This is a genomic window from Porphyromonas gingivicanis JCM 15907 (genome assembly GCF_000614585.1).
Taxonomy (GTDB): Bacteria; Bacteroidota; Bacteroidia; order Bacteroidales; family Porphyromonadaceae; genus Porphyromonas; species Porphyromonas gingivicanis.
The window spans coordinates 1-21,440 of sequence record NZ_BAKX01000006.1 but is presented as its reverse complement, the minus strand read 5'-3'; the positions used below and the strand labels follow the sequence as shown (position 1 = coordinate 21,440).

Genomic DNA, 21,440 nt, shown 5'->3' with positions numbered 1-21,440 from the left:
TTGACAAGAAGTTAGGGTACAACACACAGCTAATGCAATAGTCGTGAATTTTAAAATAGCATAATAAACATTCTTCATAATTACTTCTTGTATTCTGTCTTTATGTATGTCTCAGAATCTTTAAGAATATCGCTTGGCCAAACATACTTTCGCGACCCATTTGATATATCAACACCATATTCCATTTTAGCACAATACCAAACAAGAGAACTACAAATAAATTTGTTTGGAACCTCTTTCATTGTTTTGAATACATTGCCGTAAGGTCTCCCAATATATGTTTTTGCTCTATCTGCCATCCTCGAAAGATCTTCTATTGGAACATAAGAGCGATAGTAACGACGACGACCCCTTATTTTCACCTTACTCCTACGTGTTATGACTTTCCGTATTCCAAGTACTGCATGAGGACGACACCAAGTATCAAATGTCATCTCTTGAACACCATCAGAATGCCCTTCCTTTTTGTCTTTAGGAGTTGAATCAATAGATAAATTGTGCCAGGATTGGGAATTCCAATTCAGAGGTGTGTTGATGATAGCTGTATGCCCTCCAATAGAAAAATTTTTGCCTATAGCGAACAAATTTTTCTCTCGTATTAATATATCCCCTTTGCGGACTCTTGCCTCCAAGTGTTTGGAAATAATTTTATTTCTAACAGAAGTATTTCCTCCCCCTCCACTACTACTGCTACTTCTTAGCATCGCTGGGCTTAAACCATCGGACATATCCACATGGTCTTGAATATTATTCTGAGAGTCCAGTTCTTCCTCTATTAAGTCGAAAAGATCTACTTCTTTAGTTGAGGTTGAATATCTTTTGAGGGTTTTAGAAGATTGTGTTTTTGCTATAGAGAATTTACTAAAGTCCATGTTTTCATAGTCTAAGCGCTCAATATGTTGGGAGGAGAATATTTTCTCACAAGCAAGATCGTACTTTTCTATCTCTGTTAAGAGTTCTGGAACGAGAGCCACCTTCTCTTCGATACTTTTCTGTTCTTCTTTTAGGTATGCATTTAGAAACTCCTCTCTATCCTCTAAAGAAAGATCATAAAAACGGATTGGGTTATTTGTCCCCTCTTCTTTTATATCTAAAAATTGGAGGTGTGCTACCATTGGATTACGTAGAATTTCTTCTATAGGGACTTCTTTATATGAGTCGTAATTCAGAGCCTTTGCGGTCATTGCACTTGACTCAAAAGCCAATGTTTTTAAGTCATTACAATAGTTTTTAATGATAGATTTATCAGCTTCAGAAAGAGTAAGAAATTCGTTCCCTGAGCGTAATGTTGAACTCTCTGAAGGCATCTTCTCCTCAATGACAGAGGATACGGAAGATGCTAAAAAATCTTCTTTTTGACCACGACAGCCGAATAGAAGAACAGCGATTAAGATCAATAGCAAGTTGCTTTTAAATAGTTTCTTCATAACTTGTTACTACATAATTTTAATTAGTGAAATTCCACGCGACAAGAGAATATCTCTTGCTACCGTCTCCAAATGTAATTATAAAATAGATGCTGTGAGAATACGTACTACAGAATGCCTATCATTTGTTATAATGATGGTGTGAATCTATATCTCCACCTATTAATGGGTACATTGCTATTGTATCAATCTGTCCATATCCCTTGCAATCTTTTGGTCTGTGATTTGCGCGTAGATTTGCGTGCTGGAGATGGAGGCATGTCCCATCATTTTGGCGATGCTCTCCATCGGGATACCAGCTTCCAAGGTCAGTGTGCCAAAGCTATGTCTTGCAACGTGCCAAGTCAGCGGAGTGCGGATACCACAAGCCAAACCTATGGCTTTGAGGTGGGCGATAAGTTGGTTTTTGGTTATCGTGTCGGGAAATACTTCGTGGTCATTGCTGCAGTCTTCCTCTTTCAAGTAGAGAGCAAGAACCTGTTCTGCTATCGGATGCAGGGGTATCAGGCTCTCGATTTCCGTTTTCTGTCTTGCTTTGCGGATATATTGTCTCCCCTCGCTGTTCGTTTCGATTTGTGAAACTCGCAGGCTCTGCAAGTCTGCAAAAGCCAAACCTGTAAAGACAGAGAAAAGAAACATTCTTCGACTTAGTTCTGCCCCTTCATCCTGCAATGGAAAAGCCAAGAGCTTCGCCACGTCGCCCTTGGAGAGGAAGCGAGGTTTGCGCTCCACTGTCTCATACTTCACACCCTCAAACGGATTGAAACGGATTGTCCCTTGGCTGACGGCTCGATACATCAATCGGCTCAACCAGCAGAGATGTTTGTTTATCGTTGCAGGAGCATAATTCTCTCTCTTCAGATAGAAGCGATAATCGTCGAAGAATCTCACCGTAACAGCTGTAAGAGGTACATCCTCTTCGCCTCGACTTCGCACAAAGTTTCTCAACTGCCTGTCCGAATAACCATTTTGCCGACAGGTGCTTTCGCTCTTGGATTTTTCAACTTCCTCGCTTTGTCGTTGCTCTTCTGCCCGACTCATTGCCAAAAGTGTTGTCGGAGCTTTGCCCACACCCTGCAAATGATTTTTCAGCAGTTCCGCACTCACTGCTCCAAACCGATGGAGTAGGTTGTTGTACCCCAGTTCGATTTCGTCCCGAAAGGCTTCCAAGCGTTGATTCGTTTTCTTATCGGTTGTTTCACCTCGTTTCAGGTTCCACTCGTGGGGAGCAATGCTTTCGCCCGTGCTCATCACAACATTTGCTCCGTCGATGGTGATGCGACAAAGGATGCCTGTCGTACCATCTGTTTTGACTTTACTCTTATTGATATAGAATAGGATTTTGAATGTACTGCGCATAATCTTTTCGTGTGCTGTATGAATGGTAATTACTTTGCCTCCAAAAGCTCCTAAGCTTTCAGACAAAAGCTTTATTGCTTTCTCGGAAAAGCTTAGGTGCTTTTCGGTGCATATTCTTGAATGTCACAAAGAGAGTCGTAAATCTTCGGTGAAAGCGATAAATCGCTCGAACTCATCGAAGAGCTTCTTCGGGGTGACGTGGGCATATCGTTCCGTGGTTTTGATGCTGCCATGCCCCAACATTCGGCTCACGGTCTCGATGGGGACACCTCGTTCCAACGTTATGAGTGTGGCAAAAGTGTGGCGACCGACGTGAGCCGAAAGTGGAACAGCGATGCCCGCCCGAAGTTGCAAAGCCTTGAGTTGAGCAAGGTAAACTGAATAGGCAACGGGCTCAAAGAGCGTGATTCGTTCCTCTGACTGATACCGCTCTATCAAACGCACCGCTTCGGGCAGAAGCTTAACACGGCAAAGAGTGTCGGTCTTTTGTCTGCGGAACTTCAGCCACCATGCCCCTTCATCATCCGTAAAAAGATGCTCCCGACCAAGGGTAACCATATCGCAATAGGCAACACCCGTGAAACAAGAGAAAACAAACAAATCTCGAGCTGTCTCCAGTGCCGCTTCGTGAGCATCGAAAGTCAAAGCCCGTAACTTCTCCAATGATCCCTTATCCAATGCACGAGGTACTCTGTTCTCGCCTCGCTCTATTTCGACCGTATCGAACAACAAGCGGTCGATAAGTCCCTCTTGATACGCCAAACGGAGAATCTTCTTGGAGTACAAAGCGATTCGTCTGTAACTGCCTTGCGACAGCCCCGACACGCCCTTGATATAATGTTCCAACTGCGAGAGGAAATCATCCCCAATTTGTCCGAAAGCGATGTCCGAAGAGTGAAACTGATGGAGGATGAAGCGTTGCAAATGCTTTCGAGTCGAGCGATAGGAATACAGCGAAGAAGCTTTGATTTCCACTCCGACCAATTTCTCCATCTCTTCAAACAAGCGGTCGTATCGTTCCAAGAAAGTCGTCTGACCCTGCATACTTCCCTGAAACAACTCCTTGATGTCCGTTGCCGTAAACACCGCACCTCGTTCACAAAGTCTCCGATAAGCCGAATGCACCGAGAGGAGCAAACGCTCCAACTTGCCGTTCGTAACCACTGCCTCGCGACTTTTGCCGTTCAATCTGCTCTCACGAGCGTTCCACAAATCGGGGTCGCATGAAAGCTTGCAACTGAACTGCGCCATGGTTCGCCCGTACGTTATCCGCCCCATGATTGGAGCTTGCCCCAACTTGTCCAATCCGCTCTTTTTCAGGTAGAGCAACACCTTGAATTTGTCTCTATTCATACGCTTCTGTTTTTATGGGCAAAGTTACCCGTTACCGAAGCGTTCTCTGTTACGCAAAACTTTGTGGCATAGAGCATCAGCACCGCAGAAGAGGAAAAATTCATGACAGACGAAACCCTCTTCGGTTACCTCCTTTTGCCCCACCGTTACCATTCAACGAATCGACTAATGATTTGGTAACGGAACTTCTTCATAAATCCACACCTTCTGCTCTTTACACCCCAATGCAAACCACTGCAATATTCCGCAAATCCCTCTCACTCTCATCCACTTACCCTCCATCTGCTCCCCAATGCCCTTTCCTCGAATAGTTCCCTCTGTGCAAACTTCCGAAACCCTCCGAGTAAACTCTCGAAACCATCTGTGCAAACTTTTGAAAGCATTATATCTTTTTCCTTATCTTCCCCAAGAAGAGGTTGTGCTATGCATTGAGCGACAATTTGTATCTTTGCAGAGGTCGGAGCATTGATTCATTTAACAGAAGCATAATATTCATACTACCAAGTTTATGGATTAGAGTCTAATGTGTCCTACCAATCTAATTTTATCGCTAATGTATATCACGTAACCTCAAAAATGGGGTGCTGTTATTGCGTAGAGCTTAACTCAATTTTAGAAAAAGTGATTGCCAAGGGCAAAAGAGGAGAAACTATCTGTCAAGAAAGATAATTAGCCAGAAAAAGAAAGCTCAACTAATCTTTTTTAGCATCTTTGGATGTGTTCCCTTTAAGGGAATTGAAGAATGTTTCATTGTGGCGTTAGGCTTTGTATAGGTTCCCTATTACTACTTTTTCTTGAGAGGAAATAAGTACTCCGAGTATTAAGAATAACGAATAGTATGGCATTAAATACAGAAAGAACAAAGCAATGGATTTTAAGGACTCAATAAAACAGATTTCGGAAAAAATAGAGAAGGTAAAGGATAGTTTGTTAACAGAAGAGGCTACCAAAAATGCCTGATAATGCCTTTTTTATCGGCTCTTGGATATGATGTTTTTAATCCTTTTGAGGTGCAACCAGAGATGACTTGCGATATAGCAATGAAGAAGGGAGAAAAAATAGACTATGCAATACTTCGAGATGGAACACCTATTATATTGATAGAATGTAAACATTGGGCGCAAAATCTAACTCTTCATGATAATCAACTGATCCGTTATTTTAATGTGTCGAAGGCTAAATTTGGACTTTTGACAAATGGTATCATTTACAAGTTTTATACAGACTTGGCGGAGCCTAATAAAATGGACGAAAAGCCCTTCTTGGAAGTGAATTTATTAGATCTAAAAGATGCTCAAATTGAAGAGCTGAAGAAATTTCATAAATCGTATTTTGATGTAGATACTATCCTTAGTTCTGCCAATGAGCTGAAGTATATGCATGAGCTACGTTCTGTAATAATCAAAGAGTTTGCTAATCCTTCTCCTGATTTTGTTCGCTTTATTGGGAAACAGGTTTATGATGGAGTTTTTAATGCTAAAGCATTAGAGCAATTTACACTTCTCGTAAAAAGGACCATCAGTAGTTATGTGTCTGATTTAATATCAGATAGGTTGAAGGCTGCTATCGTAAAAGAAGAAGCCTCTTCAAGTGAGGATGAAATTAAAGAAAGTGGTAAGGAGGAAAGTGAATGTAAAATAGAAACTACGGAGGAAGAGCTTCAATCTTTTTATATAGTCAAATCTATATTAAAGGATACGATAGATTTAAGTCGAGTTACTTATCGAGATGCCCAGCGCTATTTTGCGATATTCTTGGATGATAATAATCGTAAAACAGTGTGTCGCCTATATCTGAATTCTTCGAATACAAAAAAGCTTGTTTTTCTTGATGATAACAAAAAGGAAGAGGCGGTTTATATTGAAACGATAGATGATATATACAAACACTCTCAGCGTATCATTGAGCAAACCAAAAAGTTGATGTGAGAGAGTAGGGCATGAAAAGCCGGAAAGAAAGCTCTCACGATACATATTTACTGTTATTTTGAGAGTTCTCACTCCCTTGCCGCGGAAGAAATAGAGATTTATTCTCTATACATTGTTCCTTTTGTGCCCCTCTTTAATTACGCCTATGTAATGCTTCTTTCTTATAAGGGTATAGAGTAAATTTGTACCTTTGAAGCATAAAAGATACACTTTATATATAAAGGAGATTTAGATGAAACAAAGTCAAGAAAACGATAAGATATCTCAGTTCAAACGAACCCTCATAACCAGTGCGCTCCCTTATGCTAATGGTCCTGTGCATATAGGACACTTAGCAGGGGTATATGTTCCAGCAGATATTTATGCTCGCTATAAGCGACTTTTGGGAGAAGAGGTTCTATTTATAGGTGGTTCTGACGAACATGGAGTGCCTATCTCGCTCAAAGCAAAGGCAGAGGGCTGTACTCCACAGGAGGTGGTAGACCGCTATCATGAGTTGATAAAGAAGTCTTTCAAAGAATTTGGTATATCTTTCGACATCTATTCTCGTACCACAAGTCCTACACACAAAGAGACTGCCTCGGCATTCTTTCGCACTTTGTACGATAAAAAACACTTTGTAGAGCAAGACTCCGAGCAGTATTATGACCCCGAAGCCAACATGTTTTTGGCAGACCGCTATATCGTTGGAATCTGCCCGCACTGCCATAAAGAAGGAGCTTATGGAGATCAATGCGAGGCTTGCGGTACTTCGCTCAGTGCTACCGACTTGATCGAGCCTCGAAGTTCTATCAGCGGAGCTAAACCTATCCTCAAGAATACCAAGCATTGGTATCTCCCTTTGGATAAAGATGAGACATGGTTGCGTGAGTGGATATTGGAGCAACATAAAGAGTGGAAGCCTAATGTATATGGTCAATGCAAGAGTTGGATTGATATGGGGTTACAGCCCAGAGCCGTGAGTCGAGACTTGGATTGGGGGGTGCCTGTACCTGTCGAGGGGGCAGAGGGAAAGGTGCTCTACGTTTGGTTTGATGCTCCTATCGGTTATATAAGTAATACGAAAGAGTTGCTTCCCGATTCTTGGGAGACTTGGTGGAAGGATGAATCTACTCGTATGATTCATTTCATCGGAAAGGATAATATTGTATTTCACTGTATCGTCTTTCCTGCTATGCTTAAGGCAGAGGGTAGTTTTATCTTGCCTGATAATGTCCCCGCCAATGAATTTCTCAATTTAGAGGGCGATAAAATATCTACTAGTCGTAATTGGGCAGTTTGGCTCCACGAATATCTGCAGGATTTTCCCGGTAAGGAGGATGTGCTTCGCTATGTACTCACTGCCAACGCTCCAGAAACGAAAGACAATGACTTCACATGGAAGGACTTCCAAGCCCGTAATAACAATGAGTTAGTGGCTATATATGGCAACTTTGTCAATCGCACTTTAGTCTTGACCCATAAGTATTTCGATGGCAAAGTGCTCCTTGTGGCGTGCTAACCGATTTTGATAAGGAAATTTTGGACGAAGTTGTTGCCATTGCTCCTCGACTTTCTCAAAACCTCGAAAGTTTCCACTTCCGCGAGGCCTTGCGTGAGGCTATGATGATAGCTCGCATTGGTAATAAGTATCTTGCAGAGACAGAACCTTGGAAGGTGGCTAAGAGCGATATGGAGCGTGTAGCTACTATACTCCATGTGGCTTTACAGATCACAGCTAATCTCACGATAGCCTTCGCCCCTTTCCTTCCCTTTAGTACAGAAAAATTGCTTCGTATGTTACAAACTATTCCTTTTGAATGGGCACAATTAGGCACTTCCTCTCTATTGGCAGAGGGACATACCATTGGCGAAGCAGAGCTTCTCTTCGAAAAAATTGAGGATAGCTCCATTGAACAGCAAATACAACGCCTGCAAAATATAAAGAAAGCCAACGAAGCATCTCTGCGTAAGGCACTTCCTATTGCAGAGAATACCTCTTTTGATGAGTTTGTGAAAATGGATTTACGAGTGGGACGAGTGCTTGCTTGTGAAAGAGTACCTAAATCAGATAAACTACTTCGTTTTCAAATTGACGATGGACTCCAAGGGCGTACTATTCTCTCGGGCATTGCTAAATTTTATCAGCCAGAGGAGTTGCTGGGTAAGAATATCTGTTTTATAGCTAACCTCCCTCCACGAAAAATGATGGGGATTACTTCCGAAGATGATACTCTCTGCCGAAGATTATAAAACAGGTACGCTCAAAGTAACGATTCTTAGTGACGATATAGCTCCAGGAAGCAAAATCGGATAATTGAATCCTTTATATAGACTCTCAAAAGCTTCTAAGTAAGTCTATTTGGGAGTCTTTTGTTGCAAAGGAATGTCCTCGAAGAGAAGAACGTATGGGGCTATGTAACCAATGAGTAGCCTCGAGGGTAATTGTCTCTATCCTATTCTTTTTTTTGTGAAACAGCTGTTCTTTTGAAACTTTCCCTATATCCTATTAATACACAACTTTCTTTATACTATGCGCTTCTTAGATATACTTATGTTAATGGGGGTAGTGGGGTACTTTATTGGTTTAGTCGTAGAGGTCGAAAAAGATTTGTCCAAACGGAGGAAACTGCCTTTACTCCGACTAATCAGATAGATGTAACCAGTTCTTCTCTCTTTCATTTCCCAAAAGCTCCTATAGGGGCAAAGCCCTATTACATGGTGATTGATACAGAAACGGTCGATATAATCCCTGATGCAAATAGTGTAGAGACTGAAGAAGCTCCTTTGGGAGGGCATATTCCCTCTCAACTTCCTCCCGTAGTGCGTCTATCTTGGACACTTTTAGATGAGCAGGCAACGGTTATCCGAGAGGAGAGTCGTACGCTTAAGCAGGATAGAATTATAAGTAAGTCTGCCGAGAGAATACACGGTATATCTAATGAGGAAATGCAGGAAATAGGAGAAGTCCCAGCTTTAGTGTATCGTTGTTTTTTAGAAGATTTGTCGCCCGAAGTTACTTTAGTGGGTCACAATTTGGATTTTCACCTGTCTGCTATAGCGCAAGATTGTACTCTCCACAATCTGATAGTTCCTAATTGGAAAGATTATCCTCTTTTATGTACTATGCTGGAGGGAGAGAAGTATTTTAAAAAACAGTATGGAGATAGAGGACTACCTTTTCTAAATCTTGCTGAACTCTATGGGTTACTCTATTTCGGTAGGAGAGATTTGCTTATGACCTATGCAGATAAAAGTTGCCGAGATATTCTTTTGGTTATAGCTTGCCTACGTTTTTTTCTATAATGAAGTGTGTAAAGTCTTCTTTCGTAACATAGGTTGTGAGGTTAATGTAGCTCCCTGAAAGAGCCTTTGTTGTTTCATAATAGTCTTATTCATAGGGTTTTAGGGGAAGGGTTGTGTTTTTCAAAGAGTCTGTGAGTAGAGCTTTTTCTAAAAACAATTGTTTTAGAATAGCAATTAGGTGATGAAAAAAGATTAGATTTGCGGTGAATTAGCGAGGAGCTTTTCAGAGGAGGTCGTTGATAATCCATGGATGGAGGGGTATTGACCTTTGCTTTTGAAAAGTTTCTGCCATGGAGAGGTGCTCGAGTGGTTGAAGAGGCACGCCTGGAAAGTGTGTAAACGCCAAAAGCGTTTCGCGGGTTCGAATCCCGCTCTCTCCGCTGTAATGTTGGTGTATATGGATAGTGCTACTCTTTTCCCTTTGTATAATCTGCATTGAGGGATGTTGAGTTCGGGTTACCCTTTTTGTGTAAGGTGTCTCTATCATACAACTATTTTACAATAAAGAGAATAATAACAAATAATAGAAAAGTACTAATCTAAACAATTTCGAGATGAAAAGATTTTTTGCAACACTTGCCTGCACAGCTTTGCTGTCAGTGAGTATTTCCTCTACTATGTGGCTCAAGATCAACCTGCAACAGGTACAACCGAAGCTACTACTGAGCAGGTGGAGGCCACAGAACAACCAGCTCTTGAAATGGAAGCTGCCGAACAAGATGCAATGACAGAAATTGAAGCTCCTGCAGAGGATGCTGGTTTCCACCAAGCTCTTAAGACAAAGTTCATCGAAGGGGGCGCTGACTTTATGGCCGTTATCGTATTGGCTTTAATTCTTGGTCTCGCACTTTGTTTGGAGCGTATTATTTATCTTAACCTTGCCGATACAAACAGCGAAAAGCTTCTTAAACAAATCGAAGCATCTTTGGCAAAAGGTAATGTGGAAGAAGCTAAGAATATCGCACGTAACACACGTGGTCCTATTGCTTCTATTGCCTACCAAGGTCTTATGCGTATGGACGAGGGCTTGGACGTAGTTGAGCGTTCTATCACAGCTTACGGAGGTGTACAAGGTGGTCTTTTGGAAAAGAACCTCTCTTGGATTACTCTTTTCATCGCTATGGCTCCATCTCTCGGGTTCTTAGGAACTGTTGTGGGTATGGTTATGGCGTTCGACAAAATTGAAAAAGTTGGAGACATCAGTCCTACAGTTGTAGCAGGAGGTATGAAAGTAGCTCTTATCACAACCATTGCAGGTCTTATTGTAGCTCTTATCCTTCAACTCTTCTATAACTATATCCTTAGCAAAGTAGAGGCTATCCTTAACAAAATGGAAGATGCTTCTATCTCTCTCTTGGATTTAGTTATCAAATACAACCTCAAACGCTAAGTAATATCAACTATGGCCGTAACTAAAAGTCGCAAAATATCTAGTGGAGTACTACTGCTTTTGTTGGTAATCTCCGTGGTTATGTTTGTGGCCCTCTTCTTGGGAGGTTCCCATATGGAAGGCACAAACAAAGCCTACGAGTTGACAGGAGCTTATCTCTATTGGGCTTATGCGTTGGTAGTCATCACGCTACTAACTACAGTGTGTTTTTCTTTGTCCAGTTTCTTTGGCGTGTTTTCTCGTAACCCCAAAAAGGGTATGACTTCTCTTCTTTCTATTGTGGCACTCTTTGTTCTCTTGGGTGTAACTTACGCAATAGGAGATGGTAGTGCAGAAACGATGCGTGGAGTAAACGAAGATTCCCAAAAGTATCTAACAGAAGGATGGCTTAAGACCAGCGATATGGTACTCTATTCAAGCTATGTGCTTGTAGTTGCTATTATAGTTGCTATGATCTGGGGGGCTATCCGCAAGGCTATATCAAAGAAGTAATATCTAAAACCGAAGAGCAATGGCTAAAACAAAAAAGAAAGTACCTTCCATTAATGGATCGTCGATGGCCGATATCTCTTTCATTCTTCTGATATTCTTTTTGATAACTACTTCAATGGATACCGACAAGGGTATTAAGCGTCGCTTGCCGCCACTTGTACCCAAAGAAGAACAACGTCAGGATATTGAGATTAACGACCGCAACATTATGCAGTTGCTCGTTAACCGTAGAGACCAGATTGCCATACTGAAAAAAACTTCAGCTGGCGATAGGACGATCATTGTTCCTATAGATGATTTGAAGAATCGTGTAAAGGAATTCATCGTAAACCCAAGAAACAATCCAGAACTACCTGAAAAGGAAGTTCGTGATATTGAGGGTTTAGGACGAGTAGAGGTTACCACCTCAAGCTATGCAATATCTCTAAAAAATGAGGTAGAAACGAGCTACCAAATGTACATCAATGTACAGAATGAGATTCTTAAGGCATATAATGAGGTTTGGGACGAGTTTGCAATAGCTCGCTTCCGCACTGCCTACAAAGAATTGTCTGTAGAAAAGCAGAAGCAAGTATTGGAGGCCTATCCTATGCACGTATCTGAAATGCCTTTGTCAAACTTAAAGTAAGGGGAGGAATAGATAATGGGAAAGTTTAATAAAAATGGTGGTAGAGAAATGCCGGAGTTGAATACTTCATCTCTTCCTGACCTTATTTTCGCATTCTTGTTCTTCATCATGATGGTTACCAGCATACGTGAAGTAACAGCAAAGGTGGAGTACAACAATCTTCCTCGAGCAACGGAGCTAACAAAATTGGAGGAGAAATCTCTCGTTTCTTACCTCTATGTCGGAAAGCCTGTAGCAGCTTATAGAGACAAGTTTGGTAATAATTCCTGCATTCAGATTAACGATAAGATTGTTCAAAACCCTGAGTTGGTATACGATTTCGTAAAACAAGAAGAAACCAAAATCAGAGATGAGCGTAAAAAACTCATGACAATTTCTATCAAAGCAGATGCAGATACAAAAATGAAGATTATATCAGATATCAAGTATCAATTGCGTAGAGCCGATGCTCTTAACATTAGCTACTCTGCGAGAGATGTGGTAAAGAATAACTGATACAAATTTCATATTTCGAACTAAATGAGAGCATCCTTAGAACTGAATTCTAAGGGTGTTCTTTTTATTTTCTGCATTCACTTTCTCTATTGCTCAGAATCGAATTTAAGAGAAGAGCTTTTTTTAGATATTATTCAGAAGGTCGATACCCCCCCCCATGAATATGGATGTTATTCAACACTCTCTTAGTGTTAGATATTGAATTTCGATAGATAAAAGAGCCCTACATTCTCCTCTTTGCTTATCAAACATTTAATACTTTCAGAGACTTGTTATATGATCTTGAAAAACAGTACATTCTTGATTAGTGTCATGAGTGTAGAAAAATGATTTGGAAATAATACTTGATTTATTTAGAATAATCTGGTGTAGTTTTGGGTTTTTATGTAACTTAGAGGGGAAAGTATAGAAGAAACGAATATGGGGAGGCAAAAGTGTAGAACAAAAATATCTTTTTTAAGGTGTAATATAAATCTTTCGCGATGAAGAATATTAATACCTCTAACTATCAAAAGTACCACTCTTGTTCTTTTGAAATGAGTCGTGCTCTCACCAAGATGTACAGTACATCTTTTTATTCAGCGTCAAGCCTTTTTTCTAAAAATATACGTTCTGCAATATATAGTATCTATGGTTTTGTAAGGATTGCAGATGAGATTGTGGACTCTTTTCATGAGCACAATCAAAAAGAACTCTTAGATGCATTCGAGCAATCTTATCGTTTGGCTTACGAGCAGGGAGTAAGCACGAATCCTGTTTTACATTCATTTCAATTAACAGTTCGTAAATATGGCATTTCCGAAGAGTATATAGAGGCTTTTCTTTCCAGTATGAGGGCGGATCTGGAGAAGAAAGAGTATAAGACAGTAGAAGAGACAGCCAAATATATTTATGGTTCTGCCGATGTGGTCGGTCTTATGTGTTTGAAAGTTTTTTGTCAAGGAGATGAAAAACTTTTCAAGGAACTGGAGTACCCAGCAATGAAATTAGGGTCGGCTTTCCAGAAGGTCAATTTCCTTCGAGATTTACAAGATGATTGTTTGGTGTTGGGGCGCATATATTTTCCCAATCTTTCCATAGATAGAATTAACGAAGCCACTAAAATAGAGTTGGTGCGAGAGATAGAGCAAGATTTTGAAGAGGCTTATAGTGGCATAAAAAAGTTGCCTGTAGGAGTTCGTCTTGCAGTGTATACAGCTTACAAGTATTATAGAGGTTTGCTTAATAAAATAAAGAGGACGCCCGCAGAACGGTTGGTGAAGACAAGAGTTCGTGTACCTAACTATCAGAAAGGGTTACTTCTTCTCTCTTTAATAATCAAAAATCAAATTGTATTTCATGACTTCAAATAGTGTAAAGAATAGAGTGGTTCTTGTGGATATTAATGATAATCCACTGGGTACTATGGAGAAGATGGAGGCTCATAGAAAGGGTGCAATGCACAGAGCTGTTTCTGTTCTTGTATTTAATACCCAAGGAGAATGGTTATTGCATCAAAGGGCGAAAGAGAAGTATCATGCTGGAGGCTTATGGACCAATGCTTGTTGTACACATCCGTTTGAGGGGGAAGCGTATGAAGAGGCGGCTTGTAGACGGATGAGAGAGGAGATGGGAATGGAGATTAGTCCAGCGCATCTTATCTGTCTTTTCGATTTTACTTATAAAGTCTCTCTTAATAATAATCTGATAGAGCATGAGTATGATAGAGTTTTTTTCTACATCACGGATGCTTATCCACGACCCAATCAACAGGAGGTAATGGATTGGAAGTATTTGTCTCATACTGCTCTTGATAAAGAAATAATCTTGGATTCTGAATCTTTTACTCCTTGGTTTAAGATTATCTATCAAAAAGCTCTCCCTCACTTGCATGAACTTCTCTTTTTGAATAGTGGAGACAAGATAAATCAATAACAATGCAAAACTATAATAAGACGGACGGGCTGATAATGGGCGTGATGTCGCTCTTTTACATTTTTGGGGCTATTCAATTAGGGCATCCAGAGATGAGAGCTCTTTACGCAGGTATGACACCTTGGGTACTTCTTCTCTCGATACTCTTTTTGAGCTTTTATGATCAAACTCAGCAGAGGCTTAAGCTATTGTTTTTTATGCTTCTCGTTGCCGTGGTGAGTTTTGTTGTGGAGGTGTGTGGAGTGGCAACAGGAGTGGTATTTGGTAGTTATAGCTATGGTGCAGAGCTGGGGGTGAAAGTGGCTGATACACCTCTTATCATAGGGGTAAATTGGGTACTCTTGATTTATTTAAGTGCAGCTATGTTGAGTTCTTTTCCTCGTAGCCCCCTCTATTGGATTGTTCTACCCTCTGCCCTTATGGTAGGATACGATGTCGTTATGGAACAGGTAGCACCTCGCATGGGTATGTGGTCTTGGGGTGGAGATGTAGTTCCCTTACAGAATTATGCAGTCTGGGCATTTCTTGCCCTACTTTTTCATACGTTGAGATATGTGATGAATATAAGTGTTCGCAACAAAATGGCTCTATTCCTATTTTCTATTCAGTTTTTCTTCTTCTCGATTATATTGATAGTATAAGTTATGCTTGAAGCAAGGCATCATCCGATTGTTTACCCTTTTTTTCAATATTACACGGAATATCTGCTTAGGAGTAAATTCCATTCTGTAAGGGTGATGGGAACATTTTTAGATAGAGAATTGCCTGTGTTGCTTATAGCCAATCATATCGGTTGGTGGGATGGTTTTTGGGCCATGTATCTAAAGCGGAAAGTCTTTAAGCGTAAGTTCTTCTTTATGATGCAAGAGGAGCAGTTGCTTCGATATCGTTTTTTCAATCGTACAGGTGCTTTTTCAGTGAAGAAAGGGAGCCGGGAGATTGTTCGTTCTTTGCAGTATGCTCGTGAAGTTCTAGAAGATACAAAGAACATGCTACTTATCTATCCTCAAGGTAGACTTCAATCAATTTATCAATCGGAGTTCTTTTTTCAACAGGGGATAGAACGCATCGTTCGGAATAATGAGGGAAGAGTACAGGTCGTTTTTAGTGCCAATCTTGTTGATTTCCTTGAGCATTCTAAGCCGACAGTAACGATGTACATAAAGGAGTTCGAGGGGACTTTCTCTTGTGAGGCATTGCAGGAAGCTTATAATAGATTTTATGCGGACTCTTTATTACAACAAACCGATGTAGTGGAATGATAGAGTATTTAGCATATATTGTTTTGGGGTTTACCTTGTTGCGAGGATTGATAGCATTGCTGAACTTGCTTTTTTTGGAGCGATTGCCAAACTCCAATGAAATAAAGCTACCTGAAAAATACTATGTCTCTGTGCTTATTCCTGCTCGTAATGAGGCAGATAATATAGGACATCTCCTATCCGACATTGAGAAGATGGGGAGCGAAAGTATTTGTGAGGTTATTGTGTGTGATGACCAGTCTGAAGATAGTACGGCAGAGGTTGTAGCTCATTATTGTGCACGAGACACTCGCTTTCGACTAATCTCTTCTTCAACTCTGCCAGATGGATGGTTAGGCAAGAACCATGCTTGCCATACCCTTGCTATGGAAGCAAAGGGAGATTTTTTGCTTTTTCTTGATGCAGATGTGCGTATAGAAGTAGGATTCGTAGAGAGTGCTATTGCCTATGTTCAGAGAAGGCAGGTAGACTTACTTACATTATTTCCTACTCAGGATATGAAGACTTGGGCAGAGAAAGTCTCTGTGCCGAATATGCATATTATTCTTCTGACACTTCTATTTCTTCCAATGGTTAGGCTTTCCAAAAGAGTTTCTCTATCGGCGGCGAATGGGCAGTGTATGCTTTTTCGTCGTAATAGCTATTGGAAGCTACGGCCTCATGCTACTTACCGACACAGTAGAGCAGAGGATATAGAGATAGCTCGGTACTTCAAGCGGAGTCAATATAGAGTGGCGTGTCTCACAGGGACTAAGTCTATTCATTGCAAGATGTATAGTGATTGGCGTGGGGCGTTGGAAGGTTTTGCGAAAAATGTAACCTATTTCTTTGGACACTCTAATTCCTATTTTGTTGCGCTTCTCTATTGGGTTATAACGACCTTGGGTATTTTGCCCATAATCTGTACTCGCTCTTCTTTTTTATTGGTGGGTTATATTTCTATCATCGTACTGACAAGCTATTTGTCTCTTTGACCGCCCAACAATCTCCTTTTTTCAACATATTGCTTATGCTTCCCCAGCAACTTATGCTCGGGGCTTTTATATTCAAATCTTGGTATAATAAAAGGCGTCGACAGTTTTTATGGAAAGGTCGCGCGATATAAATTAATCTATATGAAACGTTGTAAAATACTTTTTTTATTGCTATTTGCCCTTTTCCCTTTCTCGCTTATGGCATCAGAAAGGGAGAGCATATACAATGCCTATATCTTCAATGATATGGAGTCTTGGAAGCGTATTATTGATAGAATGCATACGATACCCGATAAAACGGTAGAGCAAGAACTCGATTTACTCAACTTTGAGTATGGTTATATTGGGTGGTGTATGGGTAATAAGAAAACCTCTTTAGCCAAAATTTATATGGATAGGGTAGAGGTGCGGATAGCTTCGCTTAGGAAGCGTGACATAAAACCTGCCTTGCTCTATGCTTACGAGTCGGCTTGTTTGGGGTATAGGGTAGGGCTTAATAAGTTTAAGGCTCCTGTTTTAGGGCGTAAGAGCGTTACTGCTGCCGAAAAGTCGGTCAAATTAGACCCCAATAATGCTTTTGGGTATGTTCAGTTAGGCAATATTGATTATTACCGTCCCGCTCTCTTTGGAGGTTCCAAGCGTGAGGCGATAAAATACTACCTCATTGCCGAAAAGCTATACTTATCGAAAATGAAGTCGGGTGAAGTGGAGGGTAAGGACTGGAACGTGCTTGCTCTTTGGGTTCAGATCGCACAAGCCTATGATGCGTTAGATGAGGTAAAACGAGCCGATGGGTACTATAAAAAAATATTGGCAAAAGAACCTAACTTTAAGTGGGTAAAGGATAATCTTTATGCCAAGTTTAAGCAAAAGCATAATATGTCATGAGGAAGAAAATAACGATTATAGGAACGGGGTTAGGTGGATTAGCGAGTGGTCTTCTCCTGTCAAAAAGAGGCTATGAGGTGGTGTTTGTGGAAAAAAATGCCACCCCTGGAGGACGGTTGAATCAAATCCAAAAGGATGGTTTTACGTTTGATACGGGGCCTAGTTTCTTTAGTATGTCCTATGTGTTCAAAGAGTTTTTGGACAAATGTGGTGTGGCATTGCCCTTTGAGTTTGTCGAGTTAGATCCTCTTTACTCGGTCAATTTTCGGGGAGATGATAAGGTTTACCACCTTTATAAGGATGTCCAAAAATTGGCCCAGCAATTCGAGGGCATTGAGCCTGATTTTGAAGTCAAGATGCAACGTTATCTAAAGAAGTCCAAGGCTTTATTTGAAGATACCTTTGACATCGTTATACGCAACAATTTTGATAATCTTTTCGACTATATCACTACCCTCGTGAGGGTCAATCCTCGTCATATCCCCCTGCTATTGAAGACTTTTTGGAAACACGTTACCGAACACTTTTCTTCCAAAGAAGCTCAGCAGATTATCTCTTTGGTAGCCTTTTTCCTTGGACGCACGCCTTTCGATACAATGGCTATTTATAGCCTTCTTTCCTATACCGAGTTTTGTCACGATGGCTACTATAATGTGAAGGGGGGGATGTACAATATTGTGCGCGGGTTGATATCGGAGTTGGAGAAGAGAGGGGCAACGTTCCACCTCAATGCTGAGATTACAGACTTTGCGTTCAATGGTAACGAGCTTACCGCTGTGATTGATAAGGAGGGACGTTGTTATGAGTCGGATCTCTTTTTGTGTAATGCTGATGCAGCTCTTTTTAGAGGTCGTGTGTTACGAAGAAAGGCGTATAGCGAAGAGAAGCTTGCGCAAAAGGAGTGGACTATGGGGTATTTGACTTTTTATATAGGAGTCAAGGGTAAGTTGCCTCAATTAGACCAGCATAACTACTTCTTGGGTACGAATTATGAAGAGTATGCCAATAATATCCTTCAAGATCCTGATACGCTACAAAAGCCTTATTACTATGTAAATGTCATATCTAAGCACAATCCGAATTGCGCTCCTGAGGGATGCGAGAGTCTTTTCTTTGTGTGCCCTGTTCCTAACCTGCAATATAAAAAGGATTGGAGTGATAAAGATGCTATTGTAGATAGTATTTTGGAGGACTTTTCCAATCGAATAGGCAGAGATATTTTTCCTGATATTATTTCGAGAACGGTCTACACACCTCAAGAGTGGCAGCAAGAGTTCAATCTATACCAGGGAAGTGGCTTAGGACTTTCGCATAAGATGATGCAGATTGGAGGTTTTCGTCCTGCCAACTTTGACGAGCAGTTTGGAAACTTGTTTTATGTAGGAGCTTCTACTGTACCGGGTGCCGGTTTACCTATGGCTGTTATTAGTGCCGATTTAGTTTGTGAACGCATAGAATCATTAGCTCATCCTCATAGAAATGATTAGAAGAAGATACTTTATCTCCTAAAAAGCTGTTGGCGGAAGAGATTTTTTGATGGTTGTTTTTAATACATCTTTGGCATGGAGCGATAGGAAATGATAAGTGTCGAAAATCTTTGCTACATGCCAATGAGGATATTTATATGCATCTAATTTGTGTTCTCGATGTGTGTCTAATTCGACCCTTCGATAGGGGGTGCTTCAGAAGTTCTTCTGAAAGCGATTTCTGAGAGATTGTTAAAGAACGAATGCTTGAGTATCATCATCACGTTTATTCGCTCTGTGATTAGGAGTAAAAGAGAAAATCTTTTTTGCCGTTTTTCAATATAGTAGTTTGTAAAAGCTCTTTTTAGGAAAATATGAAATAGGCAGTTAATAGGAGTTCACTTTGCGTAGCCTTCTGCAAAGATAGAGGTGTGCTACATTGAAGAATAGCACACTCTCTTTTTATAGGGGGAGGCTTAGCGTTTGATTATTTCTTTTGCTGCACCCCACGCTACGAGCAGACCGCCAGCACTCATGATTATATCTTTGATTACCAATCGTCCTACTCCAGATAGGTAGGGAAATCCGTAGTGAGGAGTGGGAAAATCTCCTCCCAGATTTGGAACCCATGCCTCGGGGGTTGTTATCAAGAAAGATAGTGTAACGATCGACATCCCGAATGTCAGTAATCCTCCAATAAGTCCGATACGAGGAAACCAAATGCCCAAGAGTACAGATAGACCAATCAATACGATGAACGTTCCCAATCCGTATGAAAAAGGGTAGGTGCCGTTTTCATTATGCCACTCAATGTTTTTACGTACCATTTTTCCTTCGGGGTTTTTGTGTAGGGTATACTCCTTAACTACCTCGCCCTTTTCGTTTTCTACGTAACTATTCGATTTGGTGTAAAAGAAACTCATAAAGGGGCTATTGCTCACAAAATGAACAATCCCATCCGCCTCATATTGACAGGCTTTGAGTCCCCCTATCCATGCCATAACTACGAAGATGGATATGCGCATAAAGTTGAAAAAGGGACGCTCTAAGTTGAGAACTATTTTGCTGGATGTTTGGAATACTTGTTCAATAAAACTCTTCATAATTAGTATTTTCTTATAATATCTACCCTGCAAAATTCTCTCTTTTTCGTAGTGTGGAGAATGGATAAAAGTGATAATGATATGGATAATTTTGACGAAGAGCTGATAGAAGAGTATACCTTAGCCTCCATTGTGCCCTACTATTCTTTCTGAGGTGGTGGATTGCGATCTATAATAGATATGCCTACTTCTTCTCTGAAGTATTTGGGAGAGAGTCCTGTTGCCTTTTTGAAGTATCGACTAAAGTAGAATTCGTCTTCGAATTTGAGTAGCATGGCTATCTCTTTGATGCTTTTATTGGTGAGGTGAAGATATTTTTTTGCCGCGATGATAACACGATCTTGTATGAGTTGTGTGGGAGTCTTTCCAAATGCTTGTTTACTTTTTCTGCTGAGAACTTCAGGGGATATTCCCAGCCGATTGGCATAGAAAGAAACTCTGCGCTCAGAGAGATGATATTCTTCTAATAATCGCTCGAAAAGTGAGGCTTGCTGGTCTATCAATCTTTTTTGCTCCACTTCTACAGAGTTTTTTTGTCTGCTGCAAAGAGCAAGTAGAAGTTGCAGATAAGACTTAATAATAGAAGAGGTAAAGGGCTGTACGTCCTCTTCGGAGGCTTTCTCTTTGGAGATATGGTTGGTTAGTTGGTGCAGGTATGCGTGTAAATTGTCATCAACTTCGACATAAGGCTTGAGATAGGCATTGTTAAAAAGTAAACCGTTGCAAGCCACCTCGTATTTGTGGTATTCAATACAGTAAAAATCACCATGAAAAGAGAGTAAACGGTACTTCGATGGCTCTTTTTGCCATGTCAAAACTTGGTAAGGCGAGAGAAAGAGTACAATGTTTCCTTGGGAATGATAGGAAGTGCCGTCTATCGTAAATCGGGATTCTTCTTGTATAAAAAAGATACTGTATAGAGAAGACGAAAAAGGTTCCTGTGTAATATTCGAAAGAAAATCCCGTATTGAAATAAGTTGAGAAGACATACTATTACCTATTTATATATGCTTGACACCCCCTGCAGAGCGAAGATAGTAAAATTTAAGACACACCTATCTATCCCTTATTAATCTCTATGGAGAGAGGAGGCCTTTAATCAATTGTTCTATGTGTACAGTTTTTTTGCTTATTCGGCTTTCTTGTCTATTTCGTCTCTTGTTACCTGTTTTTGAGATGGATGTTTTTAGGAGATAGGGTTAATATTGGGGGCAAACATGGTCTATGGTTAGCTAGTTTAATGCATAATGTTTGTCTTCATAATGAATAAAGGTTGCTCTTAGAGGGGATAATGGTTTTCTTTATAAAGTTTAATGGTTGGCATGAGTAGGTTTCTGCTATTGAATGTAGGAGGTCTGTAATTTGAGAGGTGATTGATGTATTTTTTGTATTTATGGACCATCAATGTTTTGCAAGCTGCCTTTTGTTTTTTTGAGGGCTATCTAATTTACTCTTCTCTCCTTGTTTTTCTTGTGG

Annotated in this window: 19 protein-coding genes, 1 tRNA gene and 1 pseudogene; 15 read left to right on the top strand and 6 right to left on the bottom strand. The window is 40.5% G+C overall.

Translation table 11 applies throughout. The features are described from left to right. Positions 1-80 precede the first annotated feature (80 nt). The 4 genes from JCM15907_RS06865 to JCM15907_RS13695 all read right to left on the bottom strand — a co-directional run bounded on the left by JCM15907_RS06865 (position 81) and on the right by JCM15907_RS13695 (position 4,292). Positions 81-1,427: a hypothetical protein gene (locus tag JCM15907_RS06865; protein ID WP_025843245.1), complete on the bottom strand. Its 1,347-nt coding sequence runs from the start codon at positions 1,425-1,427 to the stop codon at positions 81-83. A 177-nt stretch (positions 1,428-1,604) separates the two neighbouring features. Next, complete coding sequence (locus JCM15907_RS06860; protein WP_025843244.1) at positions 1,605-2,786, bottom strand: site-specific integrase; 1,182 nt, start codon at positions 2,784-2,786, stop codon at positions 1,605-1,607. 123 nt (positions 2,787-2,909) lie between these two features. Next, the gene (locus JCM15907_RS06855) at positions 2,910-4,139 is read right to left on the bottom strand and encodes a site-specific integrase (protein ID WP_025843243.1); all 1,230 of its coding nucleotides are present in this window, start codon (positions 4,137-4,139) and stop codon (positions 2,910-2,912) included. A 24-nt stretch (positions 4,140-4,163) separates the two neighbouring features. Next, positions 4,164-4,292: a hypothetical protein gene (locus JCM15907_RS13695; protein ID WP_277907058.1), complete on the bottom strand. Its 129-nt coding sequence runs from the start codon at positions 4,290-4,292 to the stop codon at positions 4,164-4,166. 809 nt (positions 4,293-5,101) lie between these two features. On the opposite strand from JCM15907_RS13695, the gene JCM15907_RS11225 reads away from it, so the two are divergent. The 15 genes and pseudogenes from JCM15907_RS11225 to JCM15907_RS06765 all read left to right on the top strand — a co-directional run bounded on the left by JCM15907_RS11225 (position 5,102) and on the right by JCM15907_RS06765 (position 18,882). Further along, on the top strand, positions 5,102-6,067 hold the full coding sequence (locus JCM15907_RS11225; protein ID WP_306305483.1) for a type I restriction endonuclease: 966 nt from the start codon (positions 5,102-5,104) through the stop codon (positions 6,065-6,067). Between the two features lie 232 nt (positions 6,068-6,299). After that, positions 6,300-8,363: pseudogene (gene metG, locus JCM15907_RS11220) on the top strand (methionine--tRNA ligase). 170 nt (positions 8,364-8,533) lie between these two features. Next, positions 8,534-9,352 carry a 3'-5' exonuclease family protein gene (locus JCM15907_RS06830; RefSeq protein ID WP_025843241.1) on the top strand — a complete coding sequence of 273 codons (819 nt, stop codon included), beginning with the start codon at positions 8,534-8,536 and terminating at the stop codon, positions 9,350-9,352. Between the two features lie 292 nt (positions 9,353-9,644). After that, a tRNA-Ser gene (locus JCM15907_RS06825) sits at positions 9,645-9,732 on the top strand. Between the two features lie 320 nt (positions 9,733-10,052). Further along, positions 10,053-10,742 (top strand): MotA/TolQ/ExbB proton channel family protein, encoded by a 690-nt coding sequence (locus tag JCM15907_RS06820; RefSeq protein ID WP_051522433.1) that lies wholly within the window; start codon positions 10,053-10,055, stop codon positions 10,740-10,742. Between the two features lie 12 nt (positions 10,743-10,754). Then, positions 10,755-11,234 carry a hypothetical protein gene (locus JCM15907_RS06815; protein WP_025843239.1) on the top strand — a complete coding sequence of 160 codons (480 nt, stop codon included), beginning with the start codon at positions 10,755-10,757 and terminating at the stop codon, positions 11,232-11,234. Positions 11,235-11,253: 19 nt separating this feature from the next. Next, complete coding sequence (locus tag JCM15907_RS06810) at positions 11,254-11,862, top strand: ExbD/TolR family protein (protein ID WP_025843238.1); 609 nt, start codon at positions 11,254-11,256, stop codon at positions 11,860-11,862. 15 nt (positions 11,863-11,877) lie between these two features. Then, entirely contained in the window at positions 11,878-12,357 is a 480-nt protein-coding gene (locus JCM15907_RS06805) for an ExbD/TolR family protein (RefSeq protein WP_025843237.1), read from the top strand. Positions 12,358-12,839: 482 nt separating this feature from the next. Beyond that, positions 12,840-13,709, top strand: coding sequence for a phytoene/squalene synthase family protein (locus JCM15907_RS06795; RefSeq protein WP_025843236.1), 870 nt, complete (start codon positions 12,840-12,842; stop codon positions 13,707-13,709). Next, on the top strand, positions 13,696-14,271 hold the full coding sequence (gene idi / locus JCM15907_RS06790) for an isopentenyl-diphosphate Delta-isomerase (protein ID WP_025843235.1): 576 nt from the start codon (positions 13,696-13,698) through the stop codon (positions 14,269-14,271). The genes JCM15907_RS06795 and idi overlap by 14 nt, the downstream gene beginning before the upstream one ends. 2 nt (positions 14,272-14,273) lie before the next feature. Continuing rightward, positions 14,274-14,912, top strand: a complete 639-nt coding sequence (locus JCM15907_RS11215; protein ID WP_051522427.1) for a carotenoid biosynthesis protein — start codon at positions 14,274-14,276, stop codon at positions 14,910-14,912. 96 nt (positions 14,913-15,008) lie between these two features. Next, entirely contained in the window at positions 15,009-15,533 is a 525-nt protein-coding gene (locus JCM15907_RS06780; protein ID WP_025843233.1) for a lysophospholipid acyltransferase family protein, read from the top strand. Further along, entirely contained in the window at positions 15,530-16,507 is a 978-nt protein-coding gene (locus tag JCM15907_RS06775; RefSeq protein WP_025843232.1) for a glycosyltransferase family 2 protein, read from the top strand. The genes JCM15907_RS06780 and JCM15907_RS06775 overlap by 4 nt, the downstream gene beginning before the upstream one ends. Positions 16,508-16,648: 141 nt before the next feature. Beyond that, entirely contained in the window at positions 16,649-17,395 is a 747-nt protein-coding gene (locus JCM15907_RS06770) for a tetratricopeptide repeat protein (protein ID WP_025843231.1), read from the top strand. Beyond that, positions 17,392-18,882 (top strand): phytoene desaturase family protein, encoded by a 1,491-nt coding sequence (locus JCM15907_RS06765; protein ID WP_025843230.1) that lies wholly within the window; start codon positions 17,392-17,394, stop codon positions 18,880-18,882. Before JCM15907_RS06770 ends, JCM15907_RS06765 begins: the two co-directional genes overlap by 4 nt. A 455-nt stretch (positions 18,883-19,337) precedes the next feature. Here the strand turns inward: JCM15907_RS06765 and JCM15907_RS06760 are convergent, their stop codons facing one another. Continuing rightward, entirely contained in the window at positions 19,338-19,964 is a 627-nt protein-coding gene (locus JCM15907_RS06760; RefSeq protein ID WP_051522426.1) for a DUF417 family protein, read from the bottom strand. Between the two features lie 140 nt (positions 19,965-20,104). Further along, positions 20,105-20,779 carry a helix-turn-helix domain-containing protein gene (locus tag JCM15907_RS06750; protein ID WP_199897232.1) on the bottom strand — a complete coding sequence of 225 codons (675 nt, stop codon included), beginning with the start codon at positions 20,777-20,779 and terminating at the stop codon, positions 20,105-20,107. Between the last annotated feature and the right edge of the window lie 661 nt (positions 20,780-21,440).